This window comes from Halosegnis rubeus (assembly GCF_009184545.1).
GTDB classification, from domain to species: domain Archaea; phylum Halobacteriota; class Halobacteria; order Halobacteriales; family Haloarculaceae; genus Halosegnis; species Halosegnis rubeus.
Genome location: NZ_QJOW01000001.1, coordinates 269,213 through 295,687, shown reverse-complemented (window position 1 = coordinate 295,687; position 26,475 = coordinate 269,213). Strand labels below are relative to the sequence as shown.

General features: G+C 64.9%; 25 protein-coding genes. 7 read left to right on the top strand and 18 right to left on the bottom strand.

Annotated elements, in window-relative coordinates:
* Positions 1-108 precede the first annotated feature (108 nt).
* Positions 109-1,266, bottom strand: a complete 1,158-nt coding sequence (dnaJ, locus tag DMP03_RS01565; RefSeq protein ID WP_152118980.1) for a molecular chaperone DnaJ — start codon at positions 1,264-1,266, stop codon at positions 109-111.
* Between the two features lie 91 nt (positions 1,267-1,357).
* On the opposite strand from dnaJ, the gene DMP03_RS14120 reads away from it, so the two are divergent.
* Positions 1,358-1,507, top strand: coding sequence for a DUF7557 family protein (locus DMP03_RS14120; protein WP_172967041.1), 150 nt, complete (start codon positions 1,358-1,360; stop codon positions 1,505-1,507).
* 36 nt (positions 1,508-1,543) lie between these two features.
* On the opposite strand, the gene DMP03_RS01560 is transcribed toward DMP03_RS14120, so the two are convergent.
* From DMP03_RS01560 to DMP03_RS01540, 5 genes are all read right to left on the bottom strand, one after another.
* A complete protein-coding gene (locus DMP03_RS01560) occupies positions 1,544-1,861 on the bottom strand; it encodes a nucleoside triphosphate pyrophosphohydrolase (protein ID WP_152118979.1) in 318 nt (105 codons plus the stop codon).
* 68 nt (positions 1,862-1,929) lie between these two features.
* Positions 1,930-3,822 carry a molecular chaperone DnaK gene (dnaK, locus tag DMP03_RS01555; RefSeq protein WP_152118978.1) on the bottom strand — a complete coding sequence of 631 codons (1,893 nt, stop codon included), beginning with the start codon at positions 3,820-3,822 and terminating at the stop codon, positions 1,930-1,932.
* A gap of 200 nt (positions 3,823-4,022) precedes the next feature.
* Entirely contained in the window at positions 4,023-4,592 is a 570-nt protein-coding gene (locus tag DMP03_RS01550; RefSeq protein ID WP_152118977.1) for a type IV pilin, read from the bottom strand.
* A gap of 88 nt (positions 4,593-4,680) precedes the next feature.
* Positions 4,681-5,532 (bottom strand): IS5 family transposase, encoded by an 852-nt coding sequence (locus DMP03_RS01545; RefSeq protein ID WP_152119506.1) that lies wholly within the window; start codon positions 5,530-5,532, stop codon positions 4,681-4,683.
* A 73-nt stretch (positions 5,533-5,605) separates the two neighbouring features.
* Entirely contained in the window at positions 5,606-6,166 is a 561-nt protein-coding gene (locus DMP03_RS01540) for a nucleotide exchange factor GrpE (protein ID WP_152118976.1), read from the bottom strand.
* A 71-nt stretch (positions 6,167-6,237) separates the two neighbouring features.
* Between DMP03_RS01540 and DMP03_RS01535 the strand changes: the two genes are divergently transcribed.
* Both DMP03_RS01535 and DMP03_RS01530 read left to right on the top strand, forming a co-directional pair.
* Positions 6,238-8,016, top strand: a complete 1,779-nt coding sequence (locus DMP03_RS01535; protein ID WP_152118975.1) for a S9 family peptidase — start codon at positions 6,238-6,240, stop codon at positions 8,014-8,016.
* A gap of 106 nt (positions 8,017-8,122) precedes the next feature.
* Entirely contained in the window at positions 8,123-8,563 is a 441-nt protein-coding gene (locus tag DMP03_RS01530) for a hypothetical protein (protein ID WP_152118974.1), read from the top strand.
* On the opposite strand, the gene DMP03_RS01525 is transcribed toward DMP03_RS01530, so the two are convergent.
* From DMP03_RS01525 to DMP03_RS01480, 11 genes are all read right to left on the bottom strand, one after another.
* Entirely contained in the window at positions 8,560-9,618 is a 1,059-nt protein-coding gene (locus DMP03_RS01525) for an NAD(P)-dependent glycerol-1-phosphate dehydrogenase (RefSeq protein WP_152118973.1), read from the bottom strand. The two genes, DMP03_RS01530 and DMP03_RS01525, sit on opposite strands and share 4 nt — an antisense overlap.
* A gap of 47 nt (positions 9,619-9,665) precedes the next feature.
* Positions 9,666-10,658 (bottom strand): NAD-dependent epimerase/dehydratase family protein, encoded by a 993-nt coding sequence (locus DMP03_RS01520; RefSeq protein ID WP_152118972.1) that lies wholly within the window; start codon positions 10,656-10,658, stop codon positions 9,666-9,668.
* A 35-nt stretch (positions 10,659-10,693) separates the two neighbouring features.
* The gene (locus DMP03_RS14115; RefSeq protein WP_172967040.1) at positions 10,694-10,861 is read right to left on the bottom strand and encodes a hypothetical protein; all 168 of its coding nucleotides are present in this window, start codon (positions 10,859-10,861) and stop codon (positions 10,694-10,696) included.
* Between the two features lie 37 nt (positions 10,862-10,898).
* The gene (gene gltB, locus DMP03_RS01515; RefSeq protein ID WP_152118971.1) at positions 10,899-15,440 is read right to left on the bottom strand and encodes a glutamate synthase large subunit; all 4,542 of its coding nucleotides are present in this window, start codon (positions 15,438-15,440) and stop codon (positions 10,899-10,901) included.
* Positions 15,441-15,545: 105 nt separating this feature from the next.
* On the bottom strand, positions 15,546-15,962 hold the full coding sequence (locus DMP03_RS01510; RefSeq protein WP_152118970.1) for an NUDIX domain-containing protein: 417 nt from the start codon (positions 15,960-15,962) through the stop codon (positions 15,546-15,548).
* Positions 15,963-16,000: 38 nt separating this feature from the next.
* Positions 16,001-16,873, bottom strand: coding sequence for a hypothetical protein (locus tag DMP03_RS01505; RefSeq protein WP_152118969.1), 873 nt, complete (start codon positions 16,871-16,873; stop codon positions 16,001-16,003).
* The gene (locus DMP03_RS01500; protein WP_152118968.1) at positions 16,866-17,093 is read right to left on the bottom strand and encodes a hypothetical protein; all 228 of its coding nucleotides are present in this window, start codon (positions 17,091-17,093) and stop codon (positions 16,866-16,868) included. Before DMP03_RS01500 ends, DMP03_RS01505 begins: the two co-directional genes overlap by 8 nt.
* Positions 17,094-17,426: 333 nt before the next feature.
* Positions 17,427-18,899 (bottom strand): proline--tRNA ligase, encoded by a 1,473-nt coding sequence (gene proS / locus DMP03_RS01495; protein ID WP_152118967.1) that lies wholly within the window; start codon positions 18,897-18,899, stop codon positions 17,427-17,429.
* 62 nt (positions 18,900-18,961) lie between these two features.
* Entirely contained in the window at positions 18,962-19,189 is a 228-nt protein-coding gene (locus DMP03_RS01490; RefSeq protein WP_152118966.1) for a DUF2061 domain-containing protein, read from the bottom strand.
* Positions 19,190-19,225: 36 nt separating this feature from the next.
* Positions 19,226-19,588, bottom strand: coding sequence for an AzlD domain-containing protein (locus DMP03_RS01485; RefSeq protein WP_152118965.1), 363 nt, complete (start codon positions 19,586-19,588; stop codon positions 19,226-19,228).
* A complete protein-coding gene (locus DMP03_RS01480; RefSeq protein WP_152118964.1) occupies positions 19,585-20,274 on the bottom strand; it encodes an AzlC family ABC transporter permease in 690 nt (229 codons plus the stop codon). Before DMP03_RS01480 ends, DMP03_RS01485 begins: the two co-directional genes overlap by 4 nt.
* Positions 20,275-20,507: 233 nt before the next feature.
* Here DMP03_RS01480 and DMP03_RS01475 point away from each other — a divergent pair, with 233 nt between their 5' ends.
* Positions 20,508-22,424, top strand: coding sequence for a beta-CASP ribonuclease aCPSF1 (locus tag DMP03_RS01475; RefSeq protein ID WP_152118963.1), 1,917 nt, complete (start codon positions 20,508-20,510; stop codon positions 22,422-22,424).
* Between the two features lie 201 nt (positions 22,425-22,625).
* On the opposite strand, the gene DMP03_RS01470 is transcribed toward DMP03_RS01475, so the two are convergent.
* Positions 22,626-23,045, bottom strand: coding sequence for a DUF371 domain-containing protein (locus DMP03_RS01470; RefSeq protein ID WP_152118962.1), 420 nt, complete (start codon positions 23,043-23,045; stop codon positions 22,626-22,628).
* A 295-nt stretch (positions 23,046-23,340) separates the two neighbouring features.
* Here DMP03_RS01470 and DMP03_RS01465 point away from each other — a divergent pair, with 295 nt between their 5' ends.
* From DMP03_RS01465 to DMP03_RS01455, 3 genes are all read left to right on the top strand, one after another.
* A complete protein-coding gene (locus tag DMP03_RS01465; RefSeq protein WP_152118961.1) occupies positions 23,341-24,231 on the top strand; it encodes a coiled-coil protein in 891 nt (296 codons plus the stop codon).
* Positions 24,232-24,307: 76 nt separating this feature from the next.
* The gene (sppA, locus tag DMP03_RS01460) at positions 24,308-25,300 is read left to right on the top strand and encodes a signal peptide peptidase SppA (protein ID WP_152118960.1); all 993 of its coding nucleotides are present in this window, start codon (positions 24,308-24,310) and stop codon (positions 25,298-25,300) included.
* A gap of 38 nt (positions 25,301-25,338) precedes the next feature.
* Positions 25,339-26,454 (top strand): DUF373 family protein, encoded by a 1,116-nt coding sequence (locus tag DMP03_RS01455; protein WP_152118959.1) that lies wholly within the window; start codon positions 25,339-25,341, stop codon positions 26,452-26,454.
* Positions 26,455-26,475: the final 21 nt, after the last annotated feature.

Genomic DNA, 26,475 nt, shown 5'->3' with positions numbered 1-26,475 from the left:
CCGCGCCGAAGGCGCGGCTGCGGTTTTTGGTGCAGATTTTTCGACCGAGCGGTGCCCGCAGGCGCGGCGAAGCCGCGCCGAGGACACCCGAGTGTCGAAAAAGGTGCGCTAGAAGGAATTCTTGATCTTCTCGAAGAAGCCCTCGTCCACGTCGACCTCCTCGCCGCCGGCCTCGGCGAACTGTTCGAGCGCCTCCTTCTGCTCGCTGCTGAGGTCCGTCGGCGTGACGACCTGCACGGTCACATACATGTCGCCGTGGCCGCGCCCGCGAAGTCGGGGCATCCCCTTCCCCTTCAGCCGGAACCGCTCGCCCGACTGTGTGCCGGGGTCGATATCCATCTCGACCGGGCCGTCGAGGGTTGGCACCTCGACAGTCGCGCCGAAGACGGCCTTCGGGAACGAGACCGCGGCGTCGTGGTGGAGGTCGTCGCCGTCGCGCTCGAAGTCCGGATGCGGGTCGATGGCCACCTCGATGAGGAGGTCGCCTTTCCGCCCGCCGTTCTCGCCGGGTGCACCCTCGCCACTCATGCGGAGGGTCTGGCCGTCACGGATGCCGGCCGGCACGTCGACCTGGAGGGTGACCTCGCGCTGGACGCGGCCGTCTCCGCCACAGGTGGAGCAGGTCTCGGAGTAGAGCGTCCCGTCGCCATCACACTGGGGACAGGTCTGGCGCTGCTGGACGCGGCCGAGCGGCGTCTGCTGGACGCGCGTGGTCTGGCCCTGCCCGTTACACTCGGGACAGGTCTGGGCGTCGGCGTCGGGCGGGTGCCCCTCGCCGTCGCAGTCGGGACACGCCTCCGGGCGCGTGACGGTGAACTCGCGCGTGATACCCTCGTAGGCCGCCTCCATCGAGATATTCATCCGGGTGCGGAGGTCACGGCCCTGTCGTGGACCGTTCTGCTGGCCACCGCTGCCACCGCCGAAGAACTGATCGAAGATGTCGCCCATACCGCCACCGCCGCCGCCGAACGGGTTGCCCTGACCGCCCATTCCCCCCATCCCGCCCATGCCGCCACCGCCGCCTGCGCCGCCGCGCTTTTCGGCCTGCTCGAACTGTTCGTGGCCCATCTGGTCGTACATCCGGCGCTGTTCGTCGTCCGTGAGGACCTCCTTGGCCTTCTTCGCTTTCTTGAACTTCTCTTCGGCGTTTGGGTCGTCGGACACGTCGGGGTGGTACTCGCGAGCCTTCTCGCGGTACGCCTCCTTGATTTCGTCCTCGTCGGCGTCCCGTGACACCCCGAGCACGTCGTAGAAGTCCTGACTCATTACCTGCCGTAACTCGCCGAGACGTTTGAAAGGAACGGGTCCCGACGGTCGGCCCCCGACTCTTTTCTCTGATTATCGAGTAGCTTCGTGTATGTCCGAGACAGAACTCTCCGAGGAGACGCTCGAACGACTCGATGCCATCCGCGTCGAGGGGCAGAGCTACGACGACGTGGTGTCGGAACTCATCGACATCTACCACGCCGAGGAGCTAACGCTCCAGCACGGCGGCGACGCGCTCTGAATCGCGAACGTTTCTCGCCGGCGGTAGCGACAGTCGCTACTCTTCGCCGACCGACTCCAACACGGTGCGGTCGATGAATCGCCCGTTGCGTTCGGCCTTCTCCGCCCGGAGTTCCTCCAGTTCGCTCCGGGTCGCCCCTTCCGCAGCCGCGAGCGCGTAGACGAGTTCGAGCACGTCGGCCAGCTCTTCGAGCGAGCCGTCCTCGCGATACTCGGCAATCTCCTCGTCCAGCTTCGCGTCCAGTCGCTCGACGTACTCGTCGGCGGCGGCCGTGTGAGTCTCGACGCGCTTCCCGTCGCGACGCAGTAGCTCGGGAATGTCGTCGCGAACGAGCTTGTCGTACGCTCGGCTCATGTCCGGAGATGCGAGCCGCGGCAGTTCACGGTTGTGATAGCCTCAAAAATCAGCAGTCGAGCGAGGCGTTACGCCTCGTCGTCGCTCTCTTCGCCGTCGACGTCCTCGAAGTCGGCGTCGACGTACTCTCCGTCTTCACCCTCGCCCTCGGGACCCATCCCGCCGGGACCAGCACCGCCCATGCCACCGGCACCGCCGGCGGCCTGCTGGCCGGCCTGCTGCTGGTACATCTGCTTGCCAATCTCCTGGAGTTCGCTGCTGAGTTCCTCGGTCGCTTCCTCCAGTTCGTCGGTGGTGGCGTCCTCGTCGTCGAGCACGGCCTCCACGTCCTCGATGGCGTCGTGGATGTTGTCGATGACGTCGCCGTCGAGTTCCTCCTCGTTTTCTTCGAGCAGGCTCTCGGCGCGCTGGACCGCGCTCTCGGCGTCGTTGCGCGCCTCGATGCGCTCGCGACGCTGCTTGTCCTCCTCGGCGTGGGCCTCGGCCTCCTCCTGCATCTCCTCGATTTCCTCGTCCGAGAGACCGACGCCGCCCTCGATGGTGATGTCCTCCTTGTTGCCGGAGCCTTTGTCCTCGGCTTCGACGTTGACGAGCCCATTCTCGTCGATGTTGAACGTCACCTCGATCTGCGGGGTGCCGGCCGGAGCCGGCGGGATACCCGTCAGCTGGAACGCACCGAGCAGTTCGTTCTCCTCGGCGATTTCACGCTCGCCCTGGAAGACGCGAATCTGCACCTGCGTCTGGTTGTCCGCGGCCGTCGTGAAGATCTTCGACTCCTCGGTCGGGATGGTGGTGTTCTTCTCGATGAGTCGCTCGAACAGCCCACCCTTCACCTCGATACCGAGCGAGAGCGGTGTCACGTCCAGCAGGACGATGTCGTCCACGTCGCCCGAGAGCACGCCACCCTGAATGGCTGCGCCGAGCGCGACGGCCTCGTCGGGGTTGACGTTCTTCTTGGGTTCCTGACCGGTGATTTCCTCGACTTTGTCCTGAACCTGCGGCATCCGCGTGGAGCCGCCGACGAGGATGACCTCGTCGATGTCGGCCGCGTCGTAGCCGGCGTCCGAGAGTGCCTGCCGGGTCGGCTCGACGGTGCGGTCGACGAGGTCCGTCGTGAGCGACTCGAACTTTGCACGCGAAATCTTCTGTTCGAGGTCCTTCGGGCCGGAGTCGTCGGCCGCGATGAACGGCAGCGTGACGGTGGTCTCCTTCCGGCTGGAGAGTTCTACCTTCGCCTCCTCGGCTGCCTCGGTGAGCCGCTGGAGCGCCTGGCGGTCCTCGCGGAGGTCGATGCCGTGTTCGGCCTCGAACTCGTCGGCCAGATACTCGATGATGGCCTCGTCCCAGTCGTCGCCGCCGAGGTCGTTGTCGCCGTTCGTGGCGACGACCTCGTAGACCCCGCCGCCCAAATCGAGGACGGACACGTCGAACGTCCCGCCACCGAGGTCGTACACGAGGACGGACTGGTCGGTCTCGTCGTCGAGGCCGTACGCCATCGCGGCGGCGGTCGGCTCGTTGACGATGCGTTCGACCTCGAAGCCGGCGATCTCGCCGGCGTCTTTCGTCGCCTGTCGCTGGCGGTCGTTGAAGTACGCCGGCACCGTGATGACCGCCTTCTCCACGTCGTCGCCGAGATACTCCTCGGCGTCGCGCTTGATCTTCTGGAGAATCATCGCCGAAATCTGCTCGGGCGTGTACTCTTCGCCGTCGATGTCGACGGTGTAGTCCTCTTCGCCCATGTGGCGCTTGATCGAGGAGATAGTGCGCTCTGGGTTCTGGACGCCCTGATTCTTTGCCGGCTTCCCGACGAGTCGCTCCTCGTCGTCGGTGAACGCCACCACGGACGGCGTCGTCCGGTCGCCTTCCGCGTTGACGATAATCTCGGGGTCGTTACCCTCCATCACCGCGAACGCAGAGTTCGTGGTCCCGAGGTCGATACCGAGAATCTTGTTGCTCGTCATTACCCCTCGTTACCGGGCTAAACTGATTAAAAGTTGCGTGATGGGGAGACACACGGATGGACACGACGGGGCGTCTCCGTGCGATTTTCACGCATTCGGGCGCGAACGACCGATACGTATAAACGGCCTTGTTGAAACCCTCATTCGATGATAGGTTTCAGCAGTCCTGCTGAATAGAGGGCGCGAATATCGCACTGCTGCTACGGCGCGAATGTGTGTTCTGAGATAATCGCATTCGATGGAGTGTGGACGATAAGAACTTCAAGTTCGTCAGCTTCAGGAGACTCTCCTTCGCGGAAGTCAGCCTCGCCTGTGTTTATTCGAAATTCAATTGTCGTTCCAGCGGTCCACGTATTTGAGTCATCAACAACGATGATTCGAGCAGACTCGAAGCCTTGATCTATGAGATCATCGTTTCCGTCAATATTGCTGTCGGCAAGAGATCTGGTGAAAAATCCATCGCCAGGAAGATCGACCAACCGTGCCTCGGTATCTACATCAGGGCCGGATGCACGAACGATGATTTCTATATTTTCAACATCAACGCTGTCGCCAGCAATATGTGTAATTCGGACGATCTGATTGTCCTCAGCGTCCTCCTCGTCAATGACAAACTCACCAGTTGTATCCGCGACATTCGGCGCAGGTTCATTAACATCTTCTACCACACCGAGAAAAAACACAGAGACTGTCGCAGCTAAAATAACGACAATTGCGACCATAAGAATAGTCGAAATAACAGGTGTGACAGCACGATCCTGCTGATTCATTGCTATGTCTATCCGCTACCGAGTAATATAATCACCGGACTTGCTGCTGTATTCACGCTCTGTATTCAGCAGCCCCCTCCTCTCGAAATTATGGACAGTCGGACTCCTTGTGTGAAATAGCGGGGCTTCGCTCCAGATTGTGAACGATGCACTTGATAACGAGTTCGCGGAACTGCTTCCACCAGAGACGCGACCGCACGAAGGCCCCGAATTTCTGTTTGATCGCCGCGTTGACTGTCTCGTTCATGTTCCGTCTGTGGTAGAGATCGCTGTCCAACCGTGTATTCCACGCCTTGTGGAGTGAGGTGAACTCACGATGCTTGATTAGTGGTCGAATATCATGCTCACGGGCGAGCCGCCGAAGTTTCTGGTCGTCGTATCCCTTGTCACCGGTCAACACCGCGATGGACTGTCTGTTCCGTTTCACTACCTGTGGCGCGATTTGCGTATCGTGCTTCCGCGTTGTGGTCACGTGAATATCGAGAACGGCGTTGGTCTTTGTATCGACCAACAGCGTCGTTTTCAACTGCTGGATGGTGAGGTTCGTTCGCTTCGTGTAGTGAGTAGAGGCATGAGCCCGCTCGAACCCGGACGCATCGATGCCAGTGACACCGTTCAGCGGCAAGTCCGCAAGTGAAACGTTCAGCAGCACTCGCCAGACGGCCATCTCCAAGCGGTCAAACGCCTTGCAGAGTGTCGAGGGTGCAGGGATCGAATCGAGATCAAGGGCGTCACGAATGCGAGGCATCTCGATAAGTTCGTCAACAAGATCGCGGTACGTTGTTGTCTTCTTCACCTTGAGACAGAGCAGGACAACATGTTGCCGGAGCGTGAACCGCTTCCGTGAATAGCGTGTCGAGAACCGTGCCACAGCACGGCGAGCCAGCACCATAGCCCGTTCAACGAATCGAAGAAGTCGTGACTTTGGGAGAGCATCCATCTTCCTCCAGCTACTCACCAGTCATGTTTGTCAGCAAGGGTTTCAACAAGGCCGTATAAACAGAACCGCTAGCTCACTCGGCGACCGTGACCTGTGCCGCCCGGAGCACCTTGCCGGCCATCTCGTAGCCGGGCCGGTGGAGGTCGGCGACGGTGCCCTCGGGCACGTCGCTCTCGACGCGCATCAACACCTCGTGGCGCTGTGGGTCGAGTTCCGTCCCCGCGTCGGGTTCGATGGGGTCGACGTTCTCGGCGTCGAGCACCTCGTCGAACTGCCGGAGCGTCGTCTCGACGCCGTCGCGAATCTCTCCCTCCTGGTCGAGGGCGCGGACGAGATTGTCGCGCACGTCGACCAGCCGCTCCACGAGGTCCTCGGTGGCGCGCTCGCGAGCCTGCTCGGTCTTCTTCTGTTGGCGTTTCTTGAAGTTCTGGAAGTCGGCCTGCTTGCGCGTGAGCTTCGATTCGAGCTCCTCGCGCTCGTCTTCGCTGGTCTCGAGGTCGGCTTCCAGTTCCTCGACGCGCTCGCGCAGGGTCGCGATTTCCCGGGCGGTCTGTTCGGGCGACGTCTCCTCGACGCGTGCCACGAGGTCGGCGTCGGGCTCTGGAATCTCGTGTGTCGCCTGCTCGTCGCTCATGCCACCAGAGAGGAGTGGGACGCGTATAAGCGTGTAGAAACAGTGATACCCGACCGCTCACACCCGGACGTATGCGCGACATCGAACGGTATCTCAACGTCAGGAGCGCGACCGCCGCCTCCGTCTCGGCCGACGGCACGCTCGCGTTCCTGCTCGACGCGACGGGCACGAGTCAGCTCTGGACGATGGACGCCCCCGGCGAGTGGCCGGTCCAGCGCACGTTCTTCGAGGACCGCATCACCTTCGCCGACTTCGAACCCGACGGCAAGAGTATCGCCTTCGGCATGGACGAGGGCGGCAACGAACGCGCCCAACTCTACCGGCTCGACCCCGACGGCACCGTCACCGAGTGGACCGACATGCCCGAGGCGAAACACCGGTGGGGCGGCTGGAACAGCGACGGCTCGCAGTTCGCCTTCGCCTCCAACCGCCGCGACGAGGCCGTCTTCGACGTGTACGTCCAGGACCGCGACGCGACCGGCGACGCCGCCGACCGCATCTTCGAGGGCGACGGCTGGCTCTCGCTCGCCGGCTGGTCGCCCGACGACGAGACGCTCCTGTTGCACGAGGCCCACTCCTCGTTCGACCACGACGTGTACGCCCTCGACGTGGAAACGGGCGAACGCACCCACCTCACCCCACACGAGGGGTCGGTCCGCTACAGCGGTCTCGAATGGGGTCCAAACGACGACATCTACCTCGTCACCGACGAGGGGCGTGATCTGCTCGCGCTCGCGCGACTCTCGACTGCCGGGGACCTGACGTACGTGCAGACCGACGACGACTGGAACATCGACGGCGTCGCCGTCGACGAGGACAGCGGCCGAGCGGTCTACTCCCGCAACGTCGACGGCTACACGGAGTTCACCGTCGGCGATATCGAAAACGGCGGCGTCACGGAACTCGACACGATTGCCTTCGACGGGGTCGCCGGCGGCGTCTGTTTCTTCGAGGACGGGAACCGGTTTGCCGTCACGGCGACGAGCGACACCGACAACGCGAACGTCCGGGTCGCGACCGTCGGCGGCGACACCGTCCGGTGGACGAACGCCTCCACCGCGGGGCTTCCCCGCGAGGAGTTCCAGTTGTCGGAGCTGGTGCGCTACGAGACCTTCGACGACCGCGAGATTCCGGCCTACGTCACCCTCCCCGAGGGGGCCAGCGAGGAATCCCCCGCGCCCGTCATCGTAGATATCCACGGCGGGCCGGAGAGCCAGCGGCGACCCTCCTTCTCGGCCGTGAAACAGTACTTCCTCTCGCAGGGGTACGGCTACTTCGAGCCGAACGTGCGCGGCTCGACCGGCTACGGGAAGGCGTACACCCACCTCGACGACGTGGAGAAACGGATGGACTCGGTGCGCGACATCCGAGCCGGCGTCGATTGGCTCGATGCCCACGACGCCGTGGACGAGGACCGCCTCGTCGTGATGGGTGGCTCATACGGCGGCTTCATGTGTCTCGCCTGTCTCACCGAATACCCCGACCTGTGGGCCGCCGGCGTCGATATCGTCGGTATCGCCTCTTTCGTCACCTTCCTCGAAAACACGGGTGAGTGGCGGCGCAAGCTCCGCGAGGCCGAGTACGGCTCGCTGGCCGAGGACAGGGAGTTCCTCGAATCCATCTCACCGCTGAACCACGCCGACGAGATTCGCGCCCCGCTGATGGTGCTCCACGGCGCGAACGACCCGCGCGTCCCGGTCGGGGAGGCCGAACAGATCGTCGAGAAGGCCAGCGAGCACGTCCCCGTCGAGAAGCTCATCTTCGAGGATGAGGGCCACGGCTTCGCCAAGCGGGAAAATCGCGTCGAGGCGTACGCCGGCATCGCCGAATTCCTCGCCGAACACGTCTGAGTCGGCTGTTTCTCAGCACGCGAGAGTGCGGGTAGTTGGCCACTACGCGCCGGGTCGCTCGTGAAGAGTCAGCGGGATTTATCCGGCTTGCGCGACTGGCTGAGGTATGGCAGGGGCGACCGCGCGCGAGCGAGTGACTGCTCGGCTCGTGCAACTTCGTGGGAGCTACGAGAACTTCGACATCCAGCAGACCACGGTCAGCGTCTCGCCCGAGACGTTCGCCGACATCACCGGCGACGAGGAGACCGTCCTCGCAGAGGTGCATGTCGAGAACGGCGACGGCGACCGGCTCCTCATCGACGGGCCGACCGGCTGGCACGCGCCGAGCACAACCGTCTCGACGGGCCAGTCGCTCGGCGAGACCGTCCGTGACACCGTCGCCAGACAGACCGGCGTCGTCCCCGACATTCAGGCGTTAGAACGGGCAGCCATCGTCGCACTCGGCTGTGAGGCCAGCGACGACGAGGCCTACCAACTCCAACTGCAGTTCTCGGCGATTCCCGAACGCGGCGAGCCGCGCTCGCCGGCCGCGTGGCGGTCGCCCTAGAGGACGCCCGTCACCGTCGCGGCCTCGATTGCTGCGCCTTCGCTCATTCCGTCGCCCAATATCGTGTAACGGTCGCGAATCTCGTGGGCAGTCGTGACCGCCTCGATGAACGTCTCGCCGTCGATATCGAGTTCGCCCGTCGTCACGGGTGCGTCGATACTGGCGAGGGCATCCCGCACCTGCGTCCACTCCCCGTCGTTGCCCGAGTGGAGATACTCCGTGACGATGCTCGCGACGCCGACCTGGTGGCCGTGGAGCGCGGCGTCGGGCGCGAGTCGGTCGAGCTGGTGGCTGATGAGGTGCTCTGCACCCGAGGCGGGACGCGAGGAGTCAGCAATCGACATCGCCACGCCCGAGGAGACGAGTGCCTTGGTGACGAGCCACGCCGACTCCTCCAGTTCTCGCTTGACCGAGTCCGCCCGCGAGACGAGCATCTCGGCGGTCAGCTGTGAGAGCTCGCCCGCGTACTCGCTGTACTCGACGTTTTTCAGGCGGTTCGCGAGCTGCCAGTCCTTCACGGCGGTGTAGTTGGAGATGATGTCCGCACAGCCGGCCGTCGTCAGCCGCCACGGCGCATTCGCGATGAGTTCCGTGTCGGCGATGACGGCGAGTGGCGGGTCGGCGGCGACGGAGTGGCGAGTGTCGCCCTCTGGGACGGAGCCGCGTCCGGAGACGATGCCGTCGTGGCTGGCCGTCGTCGGCACGGAGACGAAGCCCACGTCGAGTTCGTCGGCGGCCATCTTCGCGATGTCGATGGGTTTCCCGCCACCCAGCCCGACGAGGTAGCCGGCCTCCTCGGCGCGGGCCGTCTCGATGACGCGCTCGACGGTCTCGAATCTGGCCTCCTTTGCGACGACCGTCTCGGCGGCGGGACCGACCCCGGCGAGCCCGTCGCGGAGCCGCTCGCCCGCGATGTCGTTGGGCGTCGGCGAGGTGACGACCAGCGGTCGCCCCGCGAGGTGGAGGTCGGCGACGGCCTCGGGCACGCGGTCGATGGTGCCGTGGCCGACGACGACGCTCCGCGGCAGTTTTATCCACGTCGATTTCTCGAACATACTCCCGACTCGCGGCCCCCGGACAAAACGGTTGTCCGAACGCGCGGCTAAAACGTCTCCAGCACGGAGAGCACGCGTTCTTCGGCCTCGCGGTCGGGACCGTTCTCGCGGCCGGTGCGGTCGGAGTCGCGGTGGGCCTTGACCGTCGCGGCGACCGTCTCCTCCAACGGCGTCGGCTCCCAGCCGAGGTCGCGGATCTTCGCCGTTTCGAGCAGGTGCGGATACTCAATGTAGAGGGGGAAATCCGTCAGTTCGAGGTCGGCCGCGCCGAGTTCCCGCGGGCCGGCGAAGACGGTCTCGACCTCGGTGTCGCAGGCGTCGGCGATGCGGTCGACCCACTCCCCGAGGATGGGCGCGTGGCCGTCGCCGACGTTGTACGCCTCGCCCGCCTCACCCTCCTCGGCGACGATACGGAGGGCGCTAGCCACGTCCTCGACGTAGACGAGATGCCAGAGGTTCGTCCCGTCCCCGGGGACGACGATTTCCTCGTGGTTGTCGACGCGGTCGATCCAGTAGTCGAACCGCTCCGTGTAGTCGTGGGGACCGTAGACGACCGGCGGCCGGACGGCCATCGCGTTGACGCCCTCGTCGGCAGCCGCGAAGATAGCGCGGTCGCCCTCGGCCTTGCGCGGACCGTACGTCGCGTCGCTGTCGTCGGTCGCCTGCTCGGTCGTGCAGTCGCGGAGTCGGGTCTCGTCTTCGCGTTTCGGGACGCGCTTTGCCCCGTAGCTCGCGCCCGAAGAGATGTAGACGTACGCGTCCACGTCGGCGAAGATGTCAGTCGCGACCCGCACGTCGCGTGGGTAGTAGGCAACGCAATCGATGACGATATCCGGATCGACCCGCTCGCCCGCGAGTCGGAGTTCGCCCTCCTCGGTCCGGTCGCCCTCGACGTGGGCCACGTCCGGGTGGTCGGCGAAGGGGTTCTCGTGGTTGCCGCGATTGAATACGGTCACGTCGTAGCCGTTGTCGAGCAGTTCGCTCACGGTGTGGCGGCCGATAAAGCGCGTCCCGCCGATGACGAGTGCCGTCGCTGTCATGGCCACCACTCCGGAGGGAGGCGGGAAAACAGTTCTCAGTCGTCGCGTTCCCGCTCTGCGAGGATGGTCGGCAGAATCACGCCGACCCCGACGAGCAACCCCCACCGGAGCAGGGCACTGTCGGTTAGCCGGCCGGTGACGACCCACAGCCCCGTCGCGACGAGGGCGAACAGAATCGACCGCTGTGTGTTCTCTGAAACCACGAGCGAAAGAGTAGCGAGGGCCGGATAACCGTTCTGCTCAGTCGTCGCTGGTGACGAAGCCGGACTCCTCGTCGCCCGCACGCGCGGAGGCGTCCGGACGGACGGGCAGTTCCTCGCGCACGTCGTCGGCTCCCTCTTCGAGCACGCCGGCGTAGGCGTCGGGCATCACCTTCAGGATATTCTCCAGTTCCGACTCCCAGTTGTCAAGGATGTACTGGCCGCGGTCGGAGTCGGTGTAGGCGACGTGGTTCTCGACCAATCGGCGGAGCATCGCGCGGTCGGATTCGTCCAGTTCCGCTGTGACCGACACCATCTCCTTGTTGACCGACTGCTCGAAGTCCCTCTCCCGGTCGAGCACGTAGGCGACGCCGCCGGACATCCCGGCCGCGAAGTTCTTGCCCGTCTCGCCGAGGACGGCGACGACGCCGCCGGTCATGTACTCACAGCCGTGGTCGCCGACCGACTCAACGACCGCCTTCACGCCGGAGTTGCGGACGGCAAAGCGCTCGCCGGCCATCCCGTTGATGTACGCCTCGCCGCGGGTGCCACCGTAGAGGGCGACGTTGCCGACGAGGATGTTCTTCTCCGGCTCGTACGTCGCCACGTCGGGCGTGTTGACGATGATGCGACCGCCCGAAAGCCCCTTGCCGACGTAGTCGTTGCCGGAGCCGGTGAGCTGCATCGTCACGCCGGGCGCGAGGAACGCGCCGAAGCTCTGGCCCGCGGTGCCGGTGAAGTCGAGCCGAACCGTGCCGTCGGGTAAGCCGTCGCCGCCGTGTTTCGTCGAGATGCGGTTCGAGAGCGTCGCGCCGACCGCGCGGTGGTGATTCGAGATGTCGCGGTCGATGTGGACCGGGTCGCCGTGTTCGATGGCGGCTTCGGCCTCGTCGATTAGCTCCCAGTCGAGCGCCTCCGCGATTTCGTGGGTCTGTGGCTCCGTTTTGGTGCGCGCCTCGCCCGGCTGTTCGGCGATCATCGCCGAGAGGTCGAGCTTGCGCGCCTTCTCCTGTGTCACGTCGTCGCGTTGGCTCAGGTGCTCGGCGTGGCCGACCATCTCTTCGACCGTCTCGAAGCCCAACTCGGCCATCTGCTCGCGCAGCTCCTGTGCGATAAACGTCATGTAGTTGATGACGTGGTCGGGCTGGCCGGGGAACCGCTCGCGGAGCACGCCCCGCTGGGTGGCGACGCCGACCGGGCAGGTGTTCTCGTGACACTGGCGGGCCATCACACAGCCGGAGGTGACGAGCGGTGCGGTGCCGAAGACGTACTCTTCTGCCCCGAGCAGCGCCGCGACGGCCACGTCGCGCCCGGTCTTGAGACCGCCGTCGGTGCTGACGCGGATGCGCGAGCGCAGGTCCGTCGCCCGGAGCATCTGGTTCGCCTCCGACAGCCCGAGTTCCCACGGCAGCCCGGCGTTCTTGATTGATGTGCGCGGGGACGCGCCCGTTCCGCCCGAGTGGCCGGAGATGTGGACCGCGTCGGCGTTGGCCTTCGCGACACCGGCGGCGATGGTGCCGATGCCGGCCTCGGCGACGAGCTTCACGTTGATGTCGGCGTCGGGGTTCGCCGCCTTCAGGTCGTGAATCAGCTGTTTGAGGTCCTCGATGGAGTAGATGTCGTGCAGCGGCGGCGGCGAGATGAGACCGACACCCGGCGTCGAGAAGCGAACGTGAGCGATCATCTCGTTCACCTTCTCGCCGGGCAGATGGCCCCCTTCGCCGGGCTTTGACCCTTGTGCCATCTTGATTTGAATCTCTTCTGCGTTGGCGAGATACTCGGAGGTGACGCCGAAGCGGCCGGAGGCGACCTGCTTGACGGCACACTCCTTTTGTGTGTCGAACCGTTCCGGCGGCTCACCCCCCTCGCCGGTGCCGGATTTCGCGCCGAGTCGGTTCATCGCCATCGCGTTGTTCTCGTGGGCCTCCGGCGAGAGCGAGCCGAGCGACATCGGCGCGGTGGCGAACCGCTCGACGATGGATTCGACCGGCTCCACGTCCTCGATAGCGACCGGTGCGCGGTCGGAGTCGAGTTCGAGCAGGCCGCGCAGCGACTGGAGTTGGTCCTGCTGGTCGTTCATCTGCTCGGCGAACTTCAGATACTGCTCGTAGTCGCCCGAGCGGACGGCCTGCTGGAGGGTGCCGACGGTGGAGGGGTTCCACTCGTGGAACATCCCCGACGAGCGGTGGTCGTACTCGCCTTGGTGTTCGAGCTCCGGCTCCTCGTCGCCGAAGGCGACGGCGTGGCGCTTGCGGAGGTCGCTCTCGATGTCGTCGATGTCGATGCCCTCGGTCCGGGCGGGCGTCCCCTCGAAGTACTCGGCGACAAAATCGGAATCGAGGCCGACCGCCTCGAAAATCTGTGCCCCTTGGTAGCTCTCGACCGTCGAAATCCCCATCTTCGCCATCGTCTTGAGCACGCCGTCTTCGAGCGCGTGGACGTACGCGCCGAGGGCGGTCTCCTCGTCGGCTCCGTCCGGGCCGGCGACGATGTCGGTGACGGACTCGTAGGCGAGATACGGATTGACGGCACCGGCACCGTAGCCGATGCAGGCGGCGACGTGGTGGACCTCGCGGGGGTCGCCGGACTCGGCCACGAGTTCGACGCGGTTGCGAAGGCCGTTGCGGACGAGGTGGTGGTGGACGCCACCGACCGCAAGCAGTGCGGGAATCGGGAGGCGGTCCCTCCCGGCATCGCGGTCAGAGAGCACGAGCACGTCGTGGTGCTTCGCGGCAGCGGTCGCCTCCATCCGGAGTTCGCGGACGGCAGCTTCGAGGTCGCCGTCGGTGTCGTAGGTCGCGTCCAGCGTCACGGTCGAGAGCCCGTTCACGTCGTCGCCCCCGTCGAGTGACTGGAGCGCGTCCAGTTCTCCGTTCGTCAGGACGGGCGACTCGGCGACGACCTGTTTGGCGTGTTCCGGCGTCTCGTCGAGGAGGTTCCGTTGGTTGCCGAGCCGCGTCTCCATCGAGGTGACCATCTCCTCGCGGATGTAATCGAGCGGCGGGTTCGACACCTGCGCGAACAGCTGTTTGAAGTAGGTGAACAGCGGGCGATTGAACTCCGAGAGCACCGACAGCGGCGTGTCGTCACCCATCGAACCGACGGGGTCTTTTCCGTCGTTGGCCATGGGTTCGAGCATCTCGTCGAGCTGGTCGCGGGTGTAGCCGAACAGCGCCTGCCGCGCCCGAAGGTCGTCACCGGCGTTCGGCTCGTGGCTGTCGTGGTCGGCGAGCGAATCGAGCGAGAGCTGCTGGTCGCGGACCCATTCGCCGTACTTCTGGTCGGTGAGGGAGTCGAACACTTCGTCGTCGGGGACGACGCGACCCTCCTCTGGGTCGACGAGGAACAGCTGGCCGGGCGAGAGTCGGCCGCGCTCGCGGATGTCGGCGGGGTCGGTGTCGAGCGCGCCGGCCTCGCTGGCCATCACGAGGGTGTTGTCCTCGCGGACGTCGTAGCGACACGGGCGCAGGCCGTTGCGGTCGAGCACGGCACCGATGCGGTCGCCGTCGGTGGCACAGACGAGCGCCGGGCCGTCCCACGGCTCGACGAGCGAGGCGTGGTAGTCGTAGAACTCGCGGCGCTCCTCGGAGACCTGATTCGCCTCGCCGCGCCACGCCTCGGGGATGAGCATTCGGAGCGCGTGCGGGAGATTTCGGCCGCCCTGCATCAGCAGTTCGAGCGCGTTGTCGACGCTCGCGGTGTCTGACTGGTCGGGGTCGTCGATGATAGGCTTGACCGTGTCCACGTCGAGGTCGTCGTGTGTGATGTCGGTCTCGCGGGCCCGCATCCAGTTGACGTTCCCCTTGATGGTGTTGAACTCGCCGTTGTGGATGATGTTCCGGTACGGATGTGCGAGGTGCCACGCGCCGAGCGTGTTGGTCGAGAACCGGGCGTGGACCATCGCGAACGTGGACGCGACCCGCTCGTCGGAAAGCTCCGGGAAGTAATCGACCAGCTGTTCGGCGGTGAGCAGTCCCTTGTAGACGACGGTCTTGCGGTCGAGCGAACAGACGTAGAAGCGGCCACCGCCCGGCGGGCGGGTGTCCTCGATGCGTGTCTCGACGGCCCGGCGGGCCTCGTAGAGCAGTCGGTCGAACGACTCGCCGTCGAGGTCGGCGTCGGGCGCGACGAACACCTGTTCGATGCGTGGTTCCGATTCGAGGGCGGTCGGCCCGAGCTCGTCGTTGTTCGTCTCGACGCCGCGCCACGTCAACACGTCGAGTCCGTGTTCTGTGAACTCGTCGGCGACGATATCGCGTAGGTCGCTGGCGGCGGTCTCGTCTGGCGGGAGAAAGACGGTGCCGACGGCGTACTCGCGAGCGGGCGGCAGCGACACGTCGAGTTCCTCGCGGTAGAACCGGTCCGGAATCTGGAGAAGAATCCCCGCGCCGTCGCCGGTATTCGGGTCCGCGCCGGTGGTACCGCGGTGTTCGAGGTTACCGAGCAGTTCGATTCCCTCGGCGATGGGCTGGTGGCTCGCGTCGCCGTCGAGGTCGAATACGACTCCGACCCCGCAGTTCGCGCGCGTCTCGTCGGGGTCGGCGAGTAGCTCAGTGGCCCCCCCGTGTGCGTTGTCAGACATTACCATTGCTAGCCGACTGGACCTTATTTTTGTTCCGCTCCAAATGTAAGGGGTCATTAGACCCATATTATGTACCTTTAATAAATTCGGCTGTCTGACGGGACGTTATTCGGCCGCGAGACCGTCGTCGAGCCACCGCTGCATGTAGCCGAGATACGGGTGATTCGCGATGGGAAACAGTTCGGCGTCGGGATATGCATCGAGCGAGGCCGGCGCGTCAACCGGCAGACACCGGTAGCACGTCGTCACGTAGTGGACGAGTTCGCCCAATTCGTACTGGACGGCCTGCACGTTCGGGTTGGAGTAGACGCCGGTGAGTTCGACCGGGTCGGCCGTGAGTCCAGAGGCCGTTTCGACCTCGTGCTGGAGTGCAGTCTCCAGTGACTCACCAGGCTCGACGGCCGCCATCGGGAGCGTCCACGCGTCGAACACCTCGTTGTGGACGAAGAGCAGTCGATCGTCCGTCGTCGGGACGATACCGGCGACAGCAGGGAGAATCTCGTCGAATGCAGGCTCGGTCATCAGGGTCGGTACGGTCGGTGGTGAGGAAACGGTTCGGGTCAGGTCCCCGTTTCGACCTGCCGTGCGTTCAGAATCGAGAACTGGATATCCGTCGCCGCCGCCGGGACCAGAAGGTCCGTGTTGAGTTCGATACGCTCCTCGGTCGAGAGCCGACCGGTCGGGAGTGTCGTCTCCATAATCTTCGCTCCCGTTGGGTCGGTGAACCGAATCGACAGCTCGGCTTCGACCGCCTCGCCCTCGTTGTGGAGGGCGGCCGTGAGGTGTGCCGTCTGTCCCTGGGTCTCCATGACGGACTGTTCGGTCCCGTCGTGGGTCAGGGCCACCTCGGTGACGATGATGTTCTCCGCGGGGTTGGATTTGATGTACGCGAACAGGTCCTCGCCCATCTGTTCGAGCGAGGCTTCAAGCTCCTCGTCGTCGACCAACGCGAGGACGGGATTGAGCGCCGACCGGACGCTGCTCGCCTGTGTCTTCCGGCGCGAGCTGCTGGATCTGAGCTTCTCGTACTCGATGAAAAACGACTGTGCGGCCCGGGGCACGTCGCCGTCGAAGTACTCTTTCAGCGCCGTCACTTCCTCGTTGAAGTTGATTTGACGGGGCAGCGGCTCGTTCGACTGTGAGCGGACGCGCTGATACCGATCCGTCTCCTCGAAGGGCGTCGACTCCGTTTCGCGGGTGAGCGACGACTCGTTGCCGAAAAAGCCCAGTAGATCGAGCGTCAGCCCGACGACGAAGGTGATGAGCAACACCGCGATGGCGATACCACCGAAGTACCGGCCGATACGGCCCGGGAACGCCGTGAGGAACGCTGCGACGAAGATGGCAGACACCATCCCCGAGACGAGCGCAAAGCTGGCGAAGTTGCCGAACTCTTCACCGATTGCCTGTCCCGGTGGTGTGTCCTCAGCCATTGATTCGGGCGTCGTTTTGCACGACCGCAGTGTGTAACATCGTCAGCAGGTGTGACACCCACAGACCAATCGTAATCCCGAGAAACACCGCCGCAAAGAGGACGCTCTCTTCACGCCCCACCGGTGCGAATCCGGCCCCAATCGCGAGCAGGGCTGTCATAACCATCAACCCGTACTCGATTTTGGTGACCCGGTTCATCGTCTTGAGTCGATTCAACATACTCGTGATAAGACGCGTCAGCGGTATAAGTATTACATCGGTGTGACCTCCGTCGGAGGCCAGAAGTAGCGTGTTTCGAGGAACCAAGGAGAAAACACCACACCGATGACAGTACCGCGAATTGCTCCACCCCACGAGTATACGGCGAGCGAAGCGAGGCGTTTCACCGCGCCGACCGACGGGAGGCGCGGCTGCGTCTTTTTAGTGCAGGTTTTTGCCGCGAGCGGATTGCCGGCTCCGCCGGCAATCTATTTCGTGGCGGCTACGCCGCCACATTGCTCCCACAGGCGCGGCCTTGCCGCGCCGAGGAAGCCCGAGTCGGCAAAAAAGTGCTTAGTAGTTCTTCGCGAAGAACGCCGTCTCCGTCGCTGCCTCGCCACAGACGCCACACGTCTCGTGGACCGGTTCGGTGTCCTCCTCCAGCGGGAGCATCACGATTTCGGCCGCGATCTGGTCTTTGATCTCCGTCTCGCAGCTCTTGTCGCCACACCAGCCGGTCTTGACATAGCCACCGTGCTGGCCGAGCGTGCCGAGAATCTCGCCGCGGCCGTGCGCCTCGCGCACGTTCTCCTCCAGGTTCGCCTCGGCGTCGGCGTACAGTTTCGCGTACACCGTATCGAGGGCGTCCTCGGTCGCGTCGGTAAGGTCCGCGCGGTCCGCCGTCTCGGTCTCGCCGTCCGGGCGGTGGACGAGGGTGATTTCCTCGTCGTCGACCTCGTTCGGCCCGACCTCGATGCGGACGGGTGTCCCCTTCAGCTCCCACTCGTTGAACTTGAAGCCGGGGTTGCGCTCGTCGCGGTCGTCAAGGACGACGCGGACCCCGTCGGCGTCGAGGTCGGCGTGCAGCTGTTCGCAGTAGTCGAGCACCTCCTCGCGGGTGTCCTCCTGCCAGATGGGGACGATGACGACCTGTTCGGGCGCGACCGTCGGGGGCAAAACGAGTCCCTGGTCGTCCGAGTGAGTCATGATGAGTCCGCCGAGGGCACGCCACGACAGCCCCCACGATGTGGTGTGACACACCTGCTCGTTCTCGTCCTCGTCGCGGTACGTGAGATCGTACGCCTCGGCGAAGCCGGTGCCGAGATAGTGGCTCGTCCCCGCCTGCAGCGACTTCCCGTCGGGCATCAGCGCCTCGACGGTCGTCGTCGTCTCGCCCCCGGGGAACTTGTCGTGGTCGGGCTTGCGACCGAGCGTCGTCGGCATCGCGAGCACGTCCTCGTAGAGGCGGTTGTACTGTTCGAGTCGGGTCATCGTCTCCTCCCACGCCTCCCCTTCGCTCTCGTGGGCAGTGTGGCCCTCCTGCCAGAGGAACTCCTTGGTGCGGAAGAACGGCTTGGTGTCCGTCGCCTCCCAGCGCACGACCGAACACCACTGGTTCAATCGCAGCGGGAGGTCGCGGTGTGAACGCGTCCACTCGGCCATGTACGGCGTGATGATTGACTCGGACGTTGGACGGACGGCGAGGCGCTCTTCGAGCTCCTCGTGGCCGCCGTGGGTGACCCACGCGACTTCGGGGTCAAAGCCCTCCACGATGTCCGATTCGCGTTCGAGATACGACTCCGGAATCATCATCGGGAAGTAGGCGTTCTCGACGCCCGTGGTCTTGAACCACGAGTCGAGGTTTTCCTGGACCTGTTCCCACAGCGCGTAGCCGCGTGGTTTCACAACGATGAACCCGCCCATCGGAGCGTAGTCGGCGAGGTCGGCCTTCTGGACGACCTCCGCGTACCACTCGCCGGTCTCGTACTCCTTGCGTTTCGTGATGCCGAGAGACTGCGCGTCGGATTCGTCGCCGTCGTCGCTCATACGCTAGCCTGTCCGGGCGGTCGCTTAAACACGGTCGTTTCCGTCGGCCACCACGCCGCGTGTCAGGTTCCCCACGCGATACGGTCCCAGAGCCGCTCGTACCCGTAGTAGGTGAGCGTCTTCACGACGTTCGTGATGAGTCCGATAGAGAGCGCGTCAGTCACGTCTCCGACGACGAGGTACGCGACGACGATGGAGACGAGTATCATCACGAGTCGATAGCAGGCGGTCTTGACGACGACGCGCCGGCGCGCCTGCAGCGGAGTGCGGAGCCGCGACCGAAGTCCCATATCGGGGACGAGGCACCCGGAGTGAAGGCTGTTCTGCTACAGTGCCCCGAGAGCGAGCAGCGCGCCCATCCCGACGACGATGGTGGCGAGTACGTCCTCGGTCACGTAGGCAGCGACGGCCGCGAGCAGGCCCGCGAGCAGACGGTCGCTCGCGAGGAGTCGTACAATCGCGTCGCCCGGGGGGAGTCCCGACTGGGCGATGGGCGTCCCGTCCACCTGTGCGAGTTCGGGAACGACGAGCGCGGCGAGCACGGCCGCGGGCACGAATCGGAGCGCGTTCTCGACGCCCGCCGGGAGTTCGAGTCGGCCGTACACCGCGATGAACGAGCCACGAATCGCGTACGTACCGACCCCGCCGACGAGGATGGCGAGCCAGATGGTAGTGGTAGAGGCGGTCACGCCGGCTCACCCCCGAGGGCGGCGTCGGTCACGACGCCGGCGAGCACGCCGACCACGGCTCCGACCGGGAGCGCGAGTTCGTACGGTAGTCCGACGGCGACCGTGGTGAGCGTGCCGCCGAGGAGTGCCGCCATCCCGGTCGCCCAATCGTCGACGGCGGGGACGAGCAGCGCGAGAAAGACGAGGGGCAACGCGAAATCGAGCGGCAGCCAGGGCGGGACGCGTGCCCCGACGACGACACCGAGGACGGTACACAGCTGCCAGCACACCCACAGCGGGACGGCGGTGCCGAGATAGTAGCCGATGCCGGCGGTCTCGGCGCTGCGAAACTTCGCGAGCGAGAGGGCGTACGCCTGGTCGGTGAGGAGATACGCGCCCAGCGCCTTCCACCGGCGGCGCGCCCGGGCGACGTGTGGCGCAATCGACGCGGAGTACATCACCATCCGGAGATTGATGACGAGAATCGTGCCGACGACGACGGCCACGGGCGCACCGTCACCGAGCAGATCGATCGCGGCCAGCTGTGACGCGCCCGCGAAGACGATGACGGAGAGACCGAGGGCCTGTCCGCCGGTGAGCCCGGCCTCGACGGCTGCCGCGCCGGCGACCAGTCCGAACGGAATGATGCCGAGCACGACGGGGGCGGTGTCGCGTGTGCCCGAACGGAAGTCTGCGAGAAACGACATACCGAAGTGTGTAAGCGGTCGGTTAGAAGTGTTCCCGTCGACCGGCGTTCCCGCTTTGGGAAGCCTTTTATGCGAATAGGATCCTACACCGAGGTAAGCGGGTTTTCCGGTACAGTGTCCCGCAGTCACTGTGCGTGACTGAGAAACCGTATGACGATTACGTACACAAGCGCCGTGTCGCAGTCTGCAGCCCAGACAGCGCCGCAGCGCGTTCCGGACCCCACCTACTACCTATGAGCTCAGTAGAGCGGCAACTCGACGACCTACAAGCAGAGATCGAAGACGAGGTTCCTTCAGATATCAGTATCTCGGACGTGACCTACGAGGGACCGGAGTTGGTCGTGTACACGCGCGACCCGAAGGGGTTCGCCAGCGACGGCGACCTCGTTCGCCGGCTCGCCTCCAAACTCCGGAAACGCATCACCGTCCGACCCGACCCGGACGTGCTCTCGCACCCGCGTGAGGCCGAAGACACGGTGCGTGACATCATCCCCGAGGAGGCCGGCGTCACCGACCTCGATTTCCACACCGACACCGGCGAGATCTTCATCGAGGCGGAAAAGCCCGGGATGGTCATCGGCCGCCACGGCTCCACCCTCCGTGAAATCACCCAAGAGGTCGGCTGGACGCCCGAGGTCGTCCGGACGCCGCCGATCGAGTCCTCGACGGTCTCGAACGTCCGGAACTTCCTCAAGCAGGAACGGGAAGAGCGGCGCGACATCCTCGAACGCGTCGGCCGTCAGATCCACCGCGAGGAGATGTCCGACGACGAGTGGGTCCGGATTACGACGCTCGGCTGCTGTCGTGAGGTCGGTCGCGCGAGCTTCATCATCTCGACGCCGGAGACGCGCATCCTCGTCGACTGCGGCGACAAGCCCGGCGCGGAGGGCGAGGTGCCGTATCTGCAGGTGCCCGAGGCGCTCGGTGCCGGCGCGAACACCATTGACGCGGTCGTGTTGACCCACGCCCACCTCGACCACTCGGCGCTCATCCCGCTCCTGTTCAAGTACGGCTACGACGGCCCGATCTACTGTACGGAGCCGACGCGCGACCTGATGGGGCTGCTCACCCTCGACTACCTCGACGTGGCGGCCAAGGAGGGGCGCACGCCCCCCTACGAGTCCTCGCAGGTCCGTGAGGCAATCAAACACACCGTCCCAATCGAGTACGGCGACGTGACCGACATCGCGCCGGACGTGAAGCTCACGATGCACAACGCCGGGCACATCCTCGGCTCCGCCGTGAGCCACTTCCACATCGGCGACGGCCTGTACAACGTCGCCTTCTCCGGTGACATCCACTACGACGACACTCGGCTGTTCAACGGTGCCGTCAACGAGTTCCCGCGCGTCGAGACGCTCGTCATGGAGTCGACCTACGGCGGCCGCAACGACTACCAGACCGACCAGGCGGACTCCGAGCGCAGACTCAAGAAGGTCATCAACGAGGCGTACGAGCGCGACGGCAAGGTGGTGATTCCCGCCTTCGCGGTCGGCCGCTCACAGGAGATCATGCTCGTCTTGGAGGAGGCGATGCGGAGCGGCGACATCCCCGAGATGCCGGTCCACCTGGACGGGATGATCTGGGAGGCGACGGCGATTCACACGACGTATCCGGAGTATCTGCGCGACGACCTCCGTGACCGCATCTTCCACGAGGACGAGAATCCGTTCCTCGCCGACCAGTTCAACCACATCGACGGCGGCGAGGAGGAGCGACAGGAGGTGGCCGACGGCGACCCGTGTATCGTGCTTTCCACCTCGGGGATGGTCACCGGCGGGCCGATCATGTCGTGGCTCCACCACTTCGGTGCCGACCCGGACAACCGGCTCGTCTTCGTCGGCTATCAGGCACAGGGGACGCTCGGGCGGAGAATTCAAAACGGCTGGGACGAGATTCCGATGAACGACGGCCGTCGCTCGGGCAACCTGACCCTGAAGATGGACGTTGAGACCGTCGACGGCTTCTCCGGCCACGCCGACAGACAGGGACTGGAGAACTTCGTGAAGACGATGAATCCGCGTCCGGAGAAGGTGTTGTGTGTCCACGGCGACGAATCCTCCGTACAGGACTTCTCCAGCGCGCTGTACCACGAGTACAACATGCGCACCTTCGCCCCGAAGAATCTGGAGACGTTCCGGTTCAAGTAGTCGCTCCGTTCGGTTTGGGTTCGGTTCTGACGGCGTCACTCTGTTTGGTGTGAATTTGACAGCGACAGCACCGATCTCGTTGCTTGGCCTCGGGAAACCGCACCGCGACACGCCCGGGGCTTTCTGGCTGTTGTCCTCATCGATGTAGCCAGAGCAAGCAGAGCCAACGAACCCAAAGCCACCAATCAAGCCGTCCCCAGACTACTCGACACGGAACACACACTCGAGTGAGCCGCCCTCGGCGAGCGCATCGACCAACGCTTGGTCGACTCCCTCGGCAGCGGTGTCGGCGTTCACCATCACGGTCCGGTCGTCGACGTAGCCGCTGGTACGAGCGACGAGACTGCGGTCGCTCTCGAAAGAGAGTTCGGGGTGGCCGGCACCGACAACCGTCTGCTCGCGGTCGCCGACGCGGAGCGTCGCCTCGACGGTGGCGTCGTGGGACTGACACGCCGCGACGAACGCGGCGTCGAAGTCGGCAGGCGTGGTGTCGGCCTCGATACCCAGAATGCAGTCGCCGGCGGGGGTGAGCCAGTCGTCGCTCGTGAGCTCCCACGTGCTCGCGTGCTCGGCGGAGACGTGCTCGTGGCCGCGTGCGCGAACGGTCTCGGTTTCGGGCATACGCGGAGGTGGCGACGCGACGACTTCAGCCCGCTGACTCGCGTCGCGTTTATATATCACTCCGGAGCGTGTGGTAATGCTTCACGCAGTCGCTGTGGGGTGTGTGAGGCCGTTTCAGCCGTCGCGGGGTGGGAAATCTTTATGTACCCGTGCAAGCAACATGAAACTACCAGAACGCATCCGGCGTTCAAGCACCGCCAGCCAACCAGAATGACAGGGAATGCACTTGTCCGTGGTTGCTCGTTTTTCAGTAGCTGGCGCTGTACCCGGAGCGGTAATGGAATCGAGTACAACTATGAGTGACAGTATCGAAAGCAGCGACAACGTAGAACTCACAGACGACGAACTAGAGACGAACAACAAGGGACAGCTCATCAAGAAGGCTGGTCAACTGCGGGACCGGCGCAACGAGCTGAACCAGCTCGCGTCCGAGCGCGCGTCCAAGCGCGACGAGCTCAACGCCAAGACCCGCGAGAAGGTCGACGAGGCACAAGAGCACCGCGAGAAGCGCGACGAGCTCAACGAGCAGGTCCAAGAGCACAAGCAAAAGCGCAACGAGCTCAACGCCAAGGCCAACGAGCTGTTCGACAAGGTCGACGACCGCAAGGACGACCTCGAACTCTCGGAGGGCAAGTCCGTCGACGACCTCGAGAGCGAAATCGAGGATCTGGAGTTCAAACAGCAGACCGAGGTGCTCTCCACCGAGGACGAGCGCGAGCTCATCGAGGAGATCGAAGAAAAGCGCGAGCAGCTGGCCGAGCGAAAGGAGAAGCTCGACCAGTCCGGCGACCTCGAAGAGGTCAAGGAGAAGGCCCAGGAGGTCCGCGCCGAGGCGTCCGAACACCACCAGAAGGTGACGGAGCTCGCCGACAAGGCCCAAGAGCACCACAACCAGATGATCGAGGCCTATCGGGAGGCCGACGAGATTCGCGACGACGCCGACGAGTGGCACGAGAAGTTCGTCGAGGCACAGGAGGCCGCCGACCAGCACCACGACGACTTCGTCCGCGTCCAGAAGCGGCTCCGCGAGCTCGACAAGGAAGAAGAAAGCGAGAAGCAGGAGGCCCGCGAGGCCAAAGAGGAAGAGGCCCGCGAGGAGGCCGAGGAGATCTACGAGGCATTCCAGAACGGCGAGACCCTCGACACCGAGGACCTCATGAAGCTGCAGAAGACCGGTCTCCTGTAATCGCGATTTTTCCCTCTGTTTTTCCCCACCCGACAGCGGCGTCGGGATTTATCGCCGTGGCTCCACCACAGTCGGTATGAGTCAGGGACGAACGCTCGGTCGGCTCGTCGCGCTCACGGTGAGCGTGGCCGCGGCGGCCGTCGTGAGCTGGTATCTGTTCGTAGAGCGAGTGACCGATATCGCCGACATACTGGGGATTCTGCTCGTGCTCGTGAGTGTGCTCGCCACGCTCCAGGTTGCGAGCCGACTGCTCGACGGGAAGTATCCGGCGTACAACGTCGCGGAGGTCGCAGTCGAGGGACCAATCGTGCGCGACGGCGGGGGCGGCTCGCTCCCGAGTTCGCCGACGACGCCGGGAGCAGACGAGATCACCGAGCAGATCGACCGCGCCGACGAGGACCCCGTCGTGGAGGCGCTGCTCGTGAAGCTGAACACGCCGGGCGGGGCAGTCGTCCCGAGCGACGACATCCGGCTCGCAATCGAGCGGTTCGACGGGCCGGTGATTGCGTACACGACCGACACCTGCGCGTCGGGCGGCTACTGGATTGCGAGCGCCTGTGACGAACTGTGGGCGCGTACCGGAAGCGTCGTCGGCTCTATCGGAGTCCGCGGCTCGCGGTTCACGGCGACGGAGCTACTCGACACTGCGGGCGTCGAGTACGAGCAGTTCACCGCCGGCGAGTACAAGGAAGCCGGCGTCCCCTTCACGGAACTAGAGAAAGACGAACGCGAGTACCTCCAGGGACTCATCGACGGCTACTACGACGAGTTCGTCGACGTGGTCGCAGACGGCCGCGACCTCGACCCCGAGTTCGTCCGGTCGACGGAGGCGAAGGTGTATCTCGGGAGCGAGGCCGCCGAGCTGGGACTGGTCGACGAGTTGGGGACGCGCCGCGACGTGAAAGAGCAGCTCGAAGCCGACCTCGGCGAGGTGACGGTCCGCGAGTTCGAGCCGTCGCGGGGACCGCTGTCGGCGGTCCGAGGCGGGGCGGCGTCGATGGCGTACGCGTTCGGTCGCGGAGTAACCGACAGCGTGGACGGCGACGCGGCGTTCCGGCTCCGGCGGTAGGCTGAAGACTTTTCACCTGACGTGACATCCAACAAAACGTGACGACTCTCGTCGTGTGTGTCGATCGCGCTGGCCTGACCGACGAGCCGGTCGTCGGCTGGGAGGCCGTGCGCGCGCTCGTCACCGACATCGGCATCGAGGACCCCGGCGACTCCCGGGTGAACTCGACGCTCGAGGCGCTGAAGGTGACTCGCGACCTGCGCGACGAGAACGAAGACGCAGAGGTGGCGGTCGTGTCGGGCGGCGGTGACGCGGTGAGTGCCGACCGCGCCGTCGCGGCCGGGCTCGACACCATCATCGAGCGCGTGAATCCGGATTCGGCGGTCGTGGTCGTCGCGAGCGCCGAGGCCGAACGACTAGTCCACATCGTGGAGTCGCGGCTCCGCGTCGACGCCGTCGACCGGGTCGTCGTGCGCCAGAGCCACGACATCGAATCGACCTACTACGTCCTCAAACAGTTCCTCGCCGACGAGGAGCTTCGCTCGACCGTGCTCGTACCGCTGGGTGCGACGCTGTTGGCGTTCCCGATACTCCTCCTGCTCGCCGAGTCGGTGACGCTCGCCATTGCCATCGTCGTCGCCGCATTAGGCGTGTTCCTGCTGTACAAGGGACTGGGCGTGGACGAGCTGGCGAACGAGCTTCCCGGTCAGGTCCGCGAGGCGTTCTACTCCGGGCAGGTGTCGCTCGTCACCTACGTGGTGGCGGCGGGACTGACACTCATCGGGGCGTTCGTCGGTGCGATCCCCGCGACCGGGATGGACGACCCGTTCCTCGCGGTGATGGAGTTCGTCTACACCGCGGTGCCGTGGCTGGCGACGGCCGCACTGGCGGCCTCGGCCGGTCGGTTGGCCGACGAACTCCTCGAGGACGAGTCGGTCCGGTCTGCTTTCCTGAATCTCCCCTTCGGCGTGGTCGCGGTCGGGCTCGTCGTCCGCGGCTTCGCGGGCTACTTCCTCGAGCGCGGTGGCGTGCTCGGACCGGCACAGGTGCCGGCGCTCTCCTTCGGTCCGATTTCTGTCGCCCCCTTCGCGCTCGCGACGCTGGAGCGGCTGGCGCTGTTCGTCGCCGCCAGCCTCGCCGTCTCCGTCTGTGGTATCCTCGTCGTCAGCTATATCACCGACCGCGAGGCGGTCGGGGAGCTGTCCAGTCCGTGAGTGCTAAACCCCGAGCGCGCC